Raw genomic sequence first — 11014 nt, 5'->3', positions numbered from 1 at the left:
AGGTTGAGCCTCAACGCAACATCTGGCAGCGACCAGTTCTTGCTCTCGCGGGCCTGACGCAATGTCTCGCCCGGGTTCGTGCGAGTGGCTGCTACAACTTCGGGATGCGCCGCTTTCATCATTGCTCCGACAGGTATTGCTGATATTCCGGCGTACCGGGATAGAGTCTTTTTAGTAGCAACCCGTAACTGGCTGCCTTGTTGCGGTCATCAAACACCTTCGCCAGCCGCGTGCCGAGGAGCAGGCTCCGCGCATTTTGCTCGCTCAACTGGCTGAAACGCTCGTAGTAATCGCGCGCAGGCACATAATGCCTGTCTTCGTAAGACAACTCAGCCATTTCCAGCAACGCACGTGGTTGCTGACGGTCGAGACGCAGGGCCTTGTCGAAATGCTCACGGGCAGTGACGCTGTCACCCAGCATCAGCGCGGTCATGCCGAGGTTCTCGAAAACCCTGGCGCGTTCAGCGTAGAGGTTATCATCGGCGGCCTGCTCGAAGCGCTCGTAAGCTTCCTTGTAGCGCTTCTGCTGATAGAGAAAGCTGCCGTAGTTGTTGAGGATCCGTGCGTCCTTTGAACGCGCGGACAACGCTTTCTCGTAATACTGGTTCGCCAGTTCCGGTTCCATCTCAGCCTGAAACACCAACGCCAGCGCCGCATTGGCGTCGGCATCGGAACCGTTCAGCTCGAGGGCCTTTTTGAGTGGTGCCTTCGCCCGCTCCATCTGGCCCTGCTGAAGATAACCCAACCCCAATTGCACGTAAGCCTGACGAGCCTCCTCACGCCCCTTGCTGGTACTCAGCGGATCGACGTTGCCGGTGGACACACAACCGACCAGCAGCGTGGCAAAACAGAGCAGCAGCGCAACGCGCAGGGACATAGAGATCCTCTCAGTCAAATTCGCAATCAGTTGCGAGCCGAAGCGACCTGCGCAACGTCGGCATCGGCGCTGAGTTCACGCACAGCGATATAGCGCTCGCTGCGACGGGTGCGGTCCATTACCTGCCCGACCAACTGGCCGCAGGCAGCATCGATGTCCTCACCGCGCGTGGTGCGCACGGTGACGTTGAAGCCGGCTTGATGCAGCAGATCCTGGAAACGACGGATCGCGTTGTTGCTGGGGCGTTCGTAGCCCGAATGCGGAAACGGGTTGAACGGGATCAGGTTGACCTTGCAAGGCGTGTCCTTGAGCAGCTCGATCATCTCGATCGCGTGCTCAGGCTTGTCGTTGATGTCCTTGAGCAGCGTGTACTCAATGGTCAGCACCCGCTTCTCGCCCAACGCAGACATGTAGTTGCGGCAGGACTCGAGGAGCATCTTAAGGGGGTACTTCTTGTTGATCGGTACCAGCTGGTTGCGCAGCGCGTCATTGGGGGCGTGCAGCGAAAGCGCCAGCGAGACGTCGATGTGCTTGGCCAGCTCATCGATCATTGGTACCACGCCGGAGGTCGACAAGGTCACCCGACGTTTGGAAATGCCATAGCCCAGGTCATCCATCATCAGATGCATGGCCGAGACGACATTGTCGAAGTTCAGCAATGGCTCGCCCATGCCCATCATCACAACGTTGGTGATGGCACGGTCGACGGTCGCCGGGACACTGCCGAAAGATTTGTTGGCAATCCACACCTGGCCGATGACTTCGGCGGCGGTGAGGTTGCTGTTGAAGCCTTGTTTGCCGGTGGAGCAGAAGCTGCAATCCAGCGCACAACCCGCTTGGGAAGAGACGCACAGCGTGCCGCGCTTGCCCTGTGGAATATAGACGGTCTCGACGCAGCTGCCGGACTCGACACGGACGACCCATTTACGGGTGCCGTCGGTGGAGATGTCCTCGCTGACGACTTCCGGACCGCGAATTTCGGCACGGCTCTGCAGCTTCTCGCGCAAGGCCTTGCCGACGTTCGTCATGGCGTCGAAATTATCGACGCCAAAGTGGTGAATCCACTTCATGACCTGACCGGCGCGGAAGCGTTTCTCCCCGATAGACTCGAAGAATTTTTCCATTTCCAGCCGGGTCAGACCCAACAGGTTGATTTTGCCAGTTGTCTCAGTCATGGATTCACCCTCACTCGCAGCAATAGCTTAGCGAGTGGTTACCTCGGTAGCAGCGAAGAAGTACGAGATTTCACGAGCAGCGGCGGCTTCGGAGTCGGAGCCGTGAACAGCGTTGGCGTCGATCGAGTCAGCGAAGTCAGCACGGATGGTGCCGGCAGCAGCTTCTTTAGGGTTGGTGGCGCCCATCAGTTCGCGGTTCAGAGCGATAGCGTTTTCGCCTTCCAGAACCTGAACGACGACCGGGCCGGAGATCATGAATGCAACCAGGTCACCGAAGAAACCACGGGCGCTGTGCTCAGCGTAGAAACCTTCTGCTTCGGCTTTGGACAGTTGCTTCAGTTTCGAAGCGACAACGCGCAGACCGGCTTTTTCGAAACGGGTGGTGATCTCGCCGATGACGTTTTTGGCAACAGCATCAGGCTTGATGATCGAGAAAGTACGTTGAACAGCCATGGTGTAACTCCAGAAGCAGTGATTATTGCGAAAAATTAAACCCGCGAATTATACGCGGGTTTGATGTTATTGCCTAACATGCAAATCTGATCAGTCGATTTCGTCGGCCCAGAGCGTCTGAACCGCCTCGAGCACCTTCTCGCCAACGCGACCAGAGGTGTCGTCGAAATCCGGCAGTTGCTTGATCATCTGCTGCAGCTTGGTGAACCCTACGGAGTAGGGATCGATGCCAGGGTGCGTCTCGGCCAGTTCTTCAGCGATGCGTTGTACGTCATTCCAACCGTAACTCATGACAGCTTCTCGATCAGTGCGGCGCTTCGGCAGCGTGGTTAAGCGAATATTTAGGAATCTCGACGGTCAGGTCCTCAGTGCCGACCTTGGCCTGACAGGCCAGGCGGGACTGTGCTTCCAGACCCCATGCACGATCAAGATAGTCCTCTTCCAGCTCGTCTGCCTCTTCAAGGGAGTTGAAGCCCTTGCGAATGATGCAGTGGCAGGTCGTGCAGGCGCAGACACCGCCGCATGCACTTTCAATTTCGATGTGGTGATCGTGGGCGAGTTCCAGAATCGACTTGCCGACTTCAGCCTCGACAACCATCCCGTCCGGGCAATGCTCGGCGTGTGGCAGAAATGTAACCTGCGGCATCAGTTATTCCTCAATCTCATTCAGGTTGCGCCCCGACAACGCGGCTTTCACCGTTGAGTCCAGGCGGCGGGCGGCAAACGCGTCAGTCACTTGTGACAGACGCTTGGTCTGCAGCTCGATGGCCGGACCGTCGTCGCCCTTCATCAATTCACGAAGTTCTTCCATCTGCAGGTCGATGACCATGCGCTCTTCGGCATCGAGCAAACGCTCGCCATCTGCCTGCAAAGCGCCTTCGACCGCTTCAAGCAAACGCTGGGCATCGACCTGCTGTTCACGCAGCGCGCGAGCCACCATGTCGTCACCGGCGTACTGGAACGAATCCTTGAGCATGCGGGTGATCTCACCGTCGGTCAGGCCATACGAAGGCTTGACCTGGATGCTCGACTCCACGCCGGAAGCCAGCTCGCGCGCGGACACACTGAGCAAGCCATCGGCGTCGACCTGGAACGTCACGCGGATTTTTGCGGCACCGGCAACCATCGCGGGGATGCCGCGCAGATCGAAACGCGCCAGCGAGCGGCAGTCGCTGATCAGCTCACGCTCGCCTTGCAGCACGTGGATCATCATGGCCGACTGGCCGTCTTTGTACGTGGTGAATTCCTGGGCGCGGGCCACCGGGATCGTGGTGTTGCGCGGAATGACCTTCTCCATCAAGCCGCCCATGGTTTCCAGCCCCAGGGACAACGGGATAACGTCCAGCAGCAACAGCTCGCCGCCATCACGCTTATTGCCTGCGAGGGTATCGGCCTGGATCGCAGCGCCAATGGCAACCACCTGGTCCGGGTCGATCTCGGTCAACGGCTGACGGCCAAACAGGTCGGCCACCGCTTGACGAACTCGCGGGACCCGCGTCGAACCACCGACCATGACCACTGCTTCGACTTCGTCCAGCTCTATGCCGCAGTCACGAACCGCACGCCGGCAGGCCTTGAGGCTACGGGCAATCATCGGCTCGATAAGGGCATCGAACGCGGCGCGGGTGAGGACACCCCGCCAGTCGCCGTGCACGATTTCGGTCGAATCTGCGTTAGTCAGCGCTTCTTTTGCAGCGCACGCCGTTTGCATCAGACGGCGCTGGGCAGCCGGGTCGAGATCGTCGGACAGCCCCGCTTCTGCAATCATCCACGTGGCAATCGCATGGTCGAAATCATCGCCGCCCAGCGCGCTATCGCCGCCGGTGGCCATGACTTCGAACACGCCGCCGGTCAGGCGCAAGATCGAGATATCAAACGTGCCGCCACCCAGATCGTAAATGGCGACCACGCCCTCAGCGTTCTGATCCAGCCCGTACGCCACGGCAGCCGCAGTGGGCTCGTTGAGCAGGCGCAGTACAGTCAGGCCCGCCAGCTTCGCGGCGTCTTTGGTGGCCTGACGCTGAGCATCATCGAAATAAGCGGGAACGGTGATGACCGCACCCACCAAATCACCGCCCAGGGTTTCTTCGGCGCGTTGACGCAGCACCTTGAGAATGTCCGCCGACACTTCCACCGGGCTTTTCGGGCCCTGCACCGTCTCGATGAATGGCATGTGCGATTCACCGCCCGTGAAGCGGTAAGGCAACTGCCCACCCAAGTGCTTCACATCGGAGATGCCGCGGCCCATCAGACGCTTGACGGAAATGATGGTGTTCAGCGGGTCACTCGCGGCAGCCTCTTTGGCCGACTGGCCCACTTCGACGCGATCGGCGTGGTAGCGGACGGCGGACGGCAGGATGACCCGACCGTTGGCGTCGGGAAGCGGCTCACTGATGCCGCTGCGCAGGGCAGCGACGAGCGAGTTGGTGGTGCCGAGGTCAATGCCGACAGCCAGGCGACGCTGATGAGGTTTTGGAGCTTGGCCGGGTTCGGCGATCTGCAGTAGAGCCATTGCTTTTCTGATATCACTGGCGTGCCGTCCCAGAAGGACGGCGCGGGGTTAATCGTCGAGGCGCTCTTCGAGCTGGCGCACTTCGTAGGAGAGCTTGTCGAGGAACTGCATGCGGCGCATCAGCCTTTCAGCCTGCTCACGCTGTGCAGCGTCATCCCAACACGCCGCGAAGCTTTCGTTCAGTTCTTCCTGGGCAACCTTCAGGCGACGCTTGAATACCGCGACACCTTGCAGATCCGCGTCGTCCTGGAGATCTTCGAGCTCTTCACGCCACTGCATCTGCTGCATCAGGAACTCGGGATCCTGGACCGTGACTTCCAGCGGGACTTCGCCCTTCAGCGCCAACAGGTAACGCGCCCTTTTTGGCGCGTTCTTCAGCGTTTGGTAGGCGTCGTTCAGACTGGCAGAGCGTTCCAGCGCAACCCGCTGCTCAGCCTCGCAGGCATCCGCAAAACGGTCGGGGTGCACGCTCCGGGCAAGCTCGCGGTAACGTGTCGCCAGCAGGTCAAGATCCAGATTGAAGCCCGGCTGCAGGTCGAATAAAGCGAAGTGACAAGGAGTACCCACAATAAGCCTCAGACGTTGAAGCTTTCGCCGCAGCCACATTCACCGCGCGAGTTGGGATTGTTGAACTTGAAGCCTTCGTTCAACCCTTCCTTGACGAAATCGAGCTCAGTGCCGTCGAGGTAGACGAGGCTCTTGGGATCGATGATCACCTTGACGCCGTGATACTCGAATACCGAGTCTTCGCTTTCCGGCTCGTCGACGAACTCAAGCACATACGCCAGACCTGAACAGCCGGTCGTGCGAACGCCCAGACGAATGCCGTCACCCTTGCCACGCCCATCGAGGGAGCGGCGTACATGGTTGGCCGCCGCTTCGGTCATGCTGATAGCCATCGGAACTCCTTACCTCACGCAAGTTACTTAACGCAGCGAAACACGCTCCGCTTAGAGCAGGCCTTTCTTCTGCTTGTAGTCGCGAACGGCCGCCTTGATGGCGTCTTCGGCGAGCACTGAGCAGTGGATTTTCACTGGCGGCAAGGCCAGTTCTTCAGCCAGCTGAGTGTTTTTGATGGTCTCTGCTTCATCCAGAGTCTTGCCCTTCATCCACTCGGTGGCGAGAGAGCTCGACGCGATGGCAGAACCGCAGCCGTAAGTCTTGAACTTGGCGTCTTCAATGATGCCTTGCTCGTTGACCTTGATCTGCAGACGCATTACGTCGCCGCACGCCGGTGCGCCAACCATGCCGGTGCCAACATCCGGGTCTTCCGCGTTCATCTTGCCGACGTTGCGCGGGTTCTCGTAGTGGTCAATGACCTTTTCGCTGTAAGCCATGGTGCAATCCTCATCAGATACAACACGTCGCTCTTGCGACACTTTGAAACGCTGTGCTCAAAGCGCCGCAGGTGTGGCGACTTTGAATTAGTGCGCCGCCCACTCGATTTTGGAGATGTCGACACCGTCTTTGAACATGTCCCACAGCGGCGACAAGGCGCGCAGCTTGGTGACCGCTTCGCAGACCTTCTGCGCGGCGTAGTCAATCTCTTCTTCAGTGGTGAAACGACCAAAGGTGAAACGGATCGAGCTGTGTGCCAGCTCATCGTTACGGCCCAGAGCGCGCAGCACGTAGGAAGGTTCGAGCGAAGCCGAGGTGCATGCGGAACCGGACGAGACCGCCAGATCCTTCAGCGCCATGATCAACGACTCGCCTTCAACGTAGTTGAAGCTTAGGTTGAGGTTGTGCGGCACGCGAGCAGTCATGCTGCCGTTGACATACAACTCTTCCAGGTGCGAGACCTGCTGATAGAAGCGGTCGCTCAGCGCCTTGACGCGCGCGTTCTCGGCAGCCATGTCTTCCTTGGCAACGCGGAACGCCTCACCCATACCGACAATCTGGTGCGTCGCCAGCGTACCTGAACGCATGCCACGTTCGTGGCCACCGCCGTGCATGGCCGCTTCGATGCGAACGCGTGGCTTGCGGCTGACCCACAGGGCACCGATACCCTTCGGACCGTAGGTCTTGTGAGCCGAGAACGACATCAGGTCGACTTTAAGGTTGGCCAGGTCAATTTCAACCTTGCCGGTGGACTGCGCCGCATCGACGTGGAAGAGCACACCGCGTGCGCGGGTCATCTCGCCAATCGCTGCGATGTCGTTGACCGTGCCGATCTCGTTGTTGACGTGCATGATCGAAACCAGAATGGTGTCGTCGCGCATCACGGCTTCGATCATGGCCGGCGTGATGAGGCCGTCTGTGGTGGGCTCGAGATAAGTGATCTCGAAGCCTTCACGCTCAAGCTGACGCATGGTGTCGAGGACGGCTTTGTGTTCAATCTTGCTGGTGATCAGGTGCTTGCCTTTGGAGGCATAGAAATGCGCAGCACCCTTGATCGCGAGGTTGTCAGACTCGGTAGCACCGGAGGTCCAGACGATTTCGCGCGGATCGGCATTGACCAGATCAGCGACCTGACGACGGGCATTCTCGACCGCCTCTTCAGCTTTCCAGCCAAAGACGTGGGAACGCGACGCCGGGTTACCGAAGTTGCCATCGACCAGCAGGCAGTCGCTCATTTTTTGCGCAACACGCGGATCGACTGGCGTCGTCGCGGAATAATCGAGGTATATGGGCAATCTCATTGAATATCTCCTATCGGGCAGGCGCGCCGCGCGTTCATCTGCGTTCACTCAACGGCGGATGTTTCAATCTTGTCCAGTGGCTGCGTCTTGCTACCGCAACGGCGCAGATCCTGACGTAGGGCGACTTCTTGGACTTCACGTCGTGTGACGAGGTCGGCCAGGCTGATACCGCTTAGAAACTCGTGAATCTGCTGACTGAGGTCGCACCACAAGTGGTGGGTCAGACAGGTGTCACCGGCATGGCAATCACCGAGCCCCTGGCAGCGCGTCGCGTCAACCGATTCGTTGACTGCGTCGATCACCTGCGCTACCTGAATCCCCTGCATGTGACGGGACAGCTGATAACCGCCGCCGGGGCCGCGTACGCTGGAAACGAGGTTGCCGCGGCGCAGCTTGGCGAACAGCTGTTCGAGGTAGGAAAGGGAAATACCTTGCCGCTCGGAAATATCGGCCAGGGACACTGGCCCATGCTGCGCATGCAATGCCAGGTCGAGCATGGCAGTGACAGCGTATCGGCCTTTTGTAGTCAGTCGCATGGCGTGTACCGCGGAGGTTCGGAATGGAGGCGAGTATGCTATTCCCGAGTATTTAAGTCAACTATTAGACCTAGTAAAACAGTCGGGATTACCCGCAAAAGCGCGGCCGCATCATAGCAAAACCCACCACCGATTGGCACATCTGCCGTGTGCGGGCCCGCACCAGGCTATTTCTCGGCAGCGTCGGCCTCGGATCGCTCCTTCATGCAGTCGAACACTTCCCGGCGCAGCTCGGGCAACTCCTTCTCACGGTATTCGCCGCCGAGGCTCTTCAAGGCCCTGCCCATGTCCTCGACGCGCACGTCCATCGCCTGCAGGTGGTCGAGCAACTGCCCGATCGCGCGCGCGACGGGGTCAGGCATGTCCTCGCTGACGCCATAGGCATCAAAGCCGAGCTTTTCGGCGATCGCCTTGCGCTTGGCTTCGGCCTCATCGTCAGACTTGACGATGATCCGCCCTGGAATGCCCACCACCGTGGCACCCGCAGGCACCGGCTTGGTGACGACCGCGTTGGAGCCGACCTTGGCGCCGGCGCCGACTGTAAACGGCCCAAGCACCTTGGCGCCCGCACCGACAACGACACCAGACTCCAATGTCGGATGACGTTTGCCTTTGTTCCAACTGGTGCCGCCCAGGGTCACGCCCTGATAAAGCGTCACGTCGTCGCCGATCTCGGCGGTCTCGCCAATAACGATGCCCATCCCGTGATCGATAAAAAAGCGCCGGCCGACTTTCGCGCCTGGATGGATCTCGATGCCTGTCAGCCAGCGACCGAAATTGGAAACCATCCGCGCTGGCCATTTCAGGTCATTACGCCACAGCCACCCGGACAGCCGATGCAGCCAGATCGCGTGCATGCCGGGGTAGCAGGTCAGCACCTCAAAGGCATTTCGAGCCGCCGGATCACGATGAAAAACGCTTTGGATGTCTTCCCGCAAACGCTCGAACATTACTGATCCTTCCGCTTATAGGGCTCGCCAGTGGCTGCTTTCTGGGTTTCGGTCAGGATGCCGCGCAAAATGCTCATCTCGGATCGATTGACCGCAGAGCGTCCATACAGCCGACGCAGCCGTGCCATCAGATGACGAGGCTTCTCGGGATCAAGAAAGCCGATGGTGACAAGCGTGGACTCGAGATGCTCATAGAATTTCTCCATCTCGTCCATTGTGGCCAGCTCGGTACTGCGCACCGAATTGACCTCGAATTTCTCCACCTTGCTCGCCTGCCCCTCAGCAGCGAGCCACGCCATGCGGGTTTCGTAGCTCAACACCTGCACGGCCGCGGCCAGGTTCAGCGAACTGAACTCAGGATCCGAGGGGATGTGCACATGGAAATGGCAGCGCTGCAGCTCCTCATTGGTGAGGCCGGCGTATTCACGCCCGAAGACCAGCGCGATCTCTTCGCCCATCGCGGCATGCTCGACGGTCTTGACCCCTGCTTCGCGAGGATCCAGCAACGGCCAGGGAATGCGGCGATCCCGAGCGCTGGTTCCCAGCACAAGGTTGCAACCCACCAACGCATCCTCCAGCGTCGCCACGACCTGCGCACCCTCCAGGATGTCGCCTGCGCCAGACGCCCGGGCATCGGCTTCATGATGGGGAAACAGGGCGGGATCGACCAGCACCAGCCGCGAAAGGCCCATGTTTTTCATGGCACGCGCGGCGCCACCGATATTCCCGGGATGGCTGGTACCGACCAGGACGACACGAATATTTTGCAGCACTGGTGAAGTCTCGCTAGCAGGTGAAAAGGGGGACGAATGTTACAGAAGCGCCTTCTTCAATGCCATGAACCTTGCGCCCCACGCACTCGATACGCCAGCGAAACGCGCCAGGCCACTGCCAACTCGACGGCGACCAGCCGACCGGACGCGCGGCAAAGTCTGCACTCGCGCTGGAAATCGTCCAAGAGAACCAATAGAATGGCCGGCTCTCTTTAACGACCTAGGTGATCCATCCATGCAGCCCATGCTGAATATCGCGCTGCGCGCCGCCCGCAGCGCCAGCGAATTGATTTTCCGCTCCATCGAGCGCCTGGATACCATCAAGGTCGACGAAAAAGACGCGAAAGATTACGTAACCGAGATCGATCGCGCCGCCGAGCAGAACATCATCACTGCCCTGCGCAAAGCGTATCCAACCCACGGCATCCTCGGCGAAGAAAGCGGCCTGCATGAAGGCAGCGGCGAGGGCACCGACTACCTCTGGATCATCGATCCACTGGACGGCACCACCAACTTCGTTCGTGGCGTTCCTCATTTCGCCGTCAGCATCGCGTGCAAGTACCGCGGTCGCCTGGAACACGCCGTGGTTCTGGATCCGGTTCGTCAGGAAGAATTCACCGCCAGCCGTGGTCGCGGCGCTGCCCTGAACGGCCGTCGTCTGCGCGTTAGCCCACGCAAGAGCCTGGAAGGCGCGCTGCTTGGCACCGGCTTCCCGTTCCGCGAGAACCAGCTGGATAACCTCGACAACTACATGAACATGTTCCGTTCGCTGGTTGGCCAGACTGCCGGCATTCGTCGCGCCGGCGCTGCAAGCCTTGACCTGGCTTACGTGGCTGCGGGCCGTTTCGATGCGTTCTGGGAATCGGGTCTTTCGGAGTGGGACATGGCCGCTGGCGCTCTGTTGATTCAGGAAGCCGGTGGCTTGGTCAGCGATTTCAACGGCGGTCACGAATTCCTTGAAAAAGGCCACATCGTTGCCGGCAACACCAAATGCTTCAAAGCGGTCCTCACCTCGATCGCTCCGTTCGTACCGGCTTCGCTGAAGCGTTAAGCCCAGCGCGCTGTACAAAAAACCGGCCATGTGCCGGTTTTTTATTGC

15 protein-coding genes are annotated in these 11014 nt (G+C 59.5%); 1 reads left to right on the top strand and 14 read right to left on the bottom strand.

Annotation, left to right across the window (positions count from 1 at the left end; genetic code table 11):
* The 14 genes from VF672_RS20130 to trmJ form a co-directional block, all read right to left on the bottom strand.
* Positions 1-119, bottom strand: a 119-nt coding sequence (locus VF672_RS20130; RefSeq protein WP_414705639.1) for a helix-turn-helix domain-containing protein, incomplete at its 3' end; no start/stop codon positions are given.
* Positions 119-877, bottom strand: a complete 759-nt coding sequence (pilW, locus tag VF672_RS20125; protein WP_331106298.1) for a type IV pilus biogenesis/stability protein PilW — start codon at positions 875-877, stop codon at positions 119-121. The genes VF672_RS20130 and pilW, both read right to left, overlap by 1 nt.
* A 26-nt stretch (positions 878-903) precedes the next feature.
* Positions 904-2052 carry a 23S rRNA (adenine(2503)-C(2))-methyltransferase RlmN gene (gene rlmN, locus VF672_RS20120; RefSeq protein ID WP_331106297.1) on the bottom strand — a complete coding sequence of 383 codons (1149 nt, stop codon included), beginning with the start codon at positions 2050-2052 and terminating at the stop codon, positions 904-906.
* Between the two features lie 27 nt (positions 2053-2079).
* Complete coding sequence (ndk, locus tag VF672_RS20115; RefSeq protein WP_007916882.1) at positions 2080-2505, bottom strand: nucleoside-diphosphate kinase; 426 nt, start codon at positions 2503-2505, stop codon at positions 2080-2082.
* A gap of 90 nt (positions 2506-2595) precedes the next feature.
* Positions 2596-2796, bottom strand: a complete 201-nt coding sequence (gene iscX, locus VF672_RS20110; RefSeq protein WP_331106296.1) for a Fe-S cluster assembly protein IscX — start codon at positions 2794-2796, stop codon at positions 2596-2598.
* Between the two features lie 13 nt (positions 2797-2809).
* Entirely contained in the window at positions 2810-3151 is a 342-nt protein-coding gene (gene fdx, locus VF672_RS20105) for an ISC system 2Fe-2S type ferredoxin (protein ID WP_331106295.1), read from the bottom strand.
* Between the two features lie 3 nt (positions 3152-3154).
* On the bottom strand, positions 3155-5017 hold the full coding sequence (hscA, locus tag VF672_RS20100) for a Fe-S protein assembly chaperone HscA (RefSeq protein WP_331106294.1): 1863 nt from the start codon (positions 5015-5017) through the stop codon (positions 3155-3157).
* 48 nt (positions 5018-5065) lie between these two features.
* Positions 5066-5584, bottom strand: coding sequence for a co-chaperone HscB (gene hscB, locus VF672_RS20095; protein ID WP_331106293.1), 519 nt, complete (start codon positions 5582-5584; stop codon positions 5066-5068).
* A gap of 8 nt (positions 5585-5592) precedes the next feature.
* Positions 5593-5916: an iron-sulfur cluster assembly protein IscA gene (gene iscA / locus VF672_RS20090; RefSeq protein WP_331106292.1), complete on the bottom strand. Its 324-nt coding sequence runs from the start codon at positions 5914-5916 to the stop codon at positions 5593-5595.
* A 51-nt stretch (positions 5917-5967) separates the two neighbouring features.
* Entirely contained in the window at positions 5968-6354 is a 387-nt protein-coding gene (iscU, locus tag VF672_RS20085) for a Fe-S cluster assembly scaffold IscU (RefSeq protein WP_062383507.1), read from the bottom strand.
* 87 nt (positions 6355-6441) lie between these two features.
* On the bottom strand, positions 6442-7656 hold the full coding sequence (locus tag VF672_RS20080) for an IscS subfamily cysteine desulfurase (RefSeq protein WP_331106291.1): 1215 nt from the start codon (positions 7654-7656) through the stop codon (positions 6442-6444).
* Positions 7657-7700: 44 nt separating this feature from the next.
* Entirely contained in the window at positions 7701-8192 is a 492-nt protein-coding gene (gene iscR / locus VF672_RS20075; RefSeq protein WP_331106290.1) for a Fe-S cluster assembly transcriptional regulator IscR, read from the bottom strand.
* A gap of 167 nt (positions 8193-8359) precedes the next feature.
* The gene (gene cysE, locus VF672_RS20070) at positions 8360-9142 is read right to left on the bottom strand and encodes a serine O-acetyltransferase (protein WP_331106289.1); all 783 of its coding nucleotides are present in this window, start codon (positions 9140-9142) and stop codon (positions 8360-8362) included.
* Positions 9142-9915 (bottom strand): tRNA (cytosine(32)/uridine(32)-2'-O)-methyltransferase TrmJ, encoded by a 774-nt coding sequence (gene trmJ, locus VF672_RS20065; RefSeq protein ID WP_331106288.1) that lies wholly within the window; start codon positions 9913-9915, stop codon positions 9142-9144. Before trmJ ends, cysE begins: the two co-directional genes overlap by 1 nt.
* A 235-nt stretch (positions 9916-10150) precedes the next feature.
* Here trmJ and suhB point away from each other — a divergent pair, with 235 nt between their 5' ends.
* Positions 10151-10966 (top strand): inositol-phosphate phosphatase, encoded by an 816-nt coding sequence (suhB, locus tag VF672_RS20060; RefSeq protein WP_331106287.1) that lies wholly within the window; start codon positions 10151-10153, stop codon positions 10964-10966.
* Positions 10967-11014: the final 48 nt, after the last annotated feature.

Origin of the sequence: Pseudomonas sp. (assembly GCF_036387035.1) — a bacterium.
Classification (GTDB): Bacteria; Pseudomonadota; Gammaproteobacteria; order Pseudomonadales; family Pseudomonadaceae; genus Aquipseudomonas.
The sequence above is the reverse complement of the archived record's forward strand: the minus strand, read 5'-3'. Positions and strand labels throughout refer to the sequence as shown.

Coding starts and splice junctions, on each gene's coding strand:
- iscU (WP_062383507.1), bottom strand. CDS start 6,354: ATGGCTTACAGCGAAAAGGTCATTGACCACTACGAGAACCCGCGCAAC.
- ndk (WP_007916882.1), bottom strand. CDS start 2,505: ATGGCTGTTCAACGTACTTTCTCGATCATCAAGCCTGATGCTGTTGCC.
- iscA (WP_331106292.1), bottom strand. CDS start 5,916: ATGGCTATCAGCATGACCGAAGCGGCGGCCAACCATGTACGCCGCTCC.
- rlmN (WP_331106297.1), bottom strand. CDS start 2,052: ATGACTGAGACAACTGGCAAAATCAACCTGTTGGGTCTGACCCGGCTG.
- pilW (WP_331106298.1), bottom strand. CDS start 877: ATGTCCCTGCGCGTTGCGCTGCTGCTCTGTTTTGCCACGCTGCTGGTC.
- suhB (WP_331106287.1), top strand. CDS start 10,151: ATGCAGCCCATGCTGAATATCGCGCTGCGCGCCGCCCGCAGCGCCAGC.
- iscX (WP_331106296.1), bottom strand. CDS start 2,796: ATGAGTTACGGTTGGAATGACGTACAACGCATCGCTGAAGAACTGGCC.
- cysE (WP_331106289.1), bottom strand. CDS start 9,142: ATGTTCGAGCGTTTGCGGGAAGACATCCAAAGCGTTTTTCATCGTGAT.
- iscR (WP_331106290.1), bottom strand. CDS start 8,192: ATGCGACTGACTACAAAAGGCCGATACGCTGTCACTGCCATGCTCGAC.
- hscA (WP_331106294.1), bottom strand. CDS start 5,017: ATGGCTCTACTGCAGATCGCCGAACCCGGCCAAGCTCCAAAACCTCAT.
- fdx (WP_331106295.1), bottom strand. CDS start 3,151: ATGCCGCAGGTTACATTTCTGCCACACGCCGAGCATTGCCCGGACGGG.
- VF672_RS20080 (WP_331106291.1), bottom strand. CDS start 7,656: ATGAGATTGCCCATATACCTCGATTATTCCGCGACGACGCCAGTCGAT.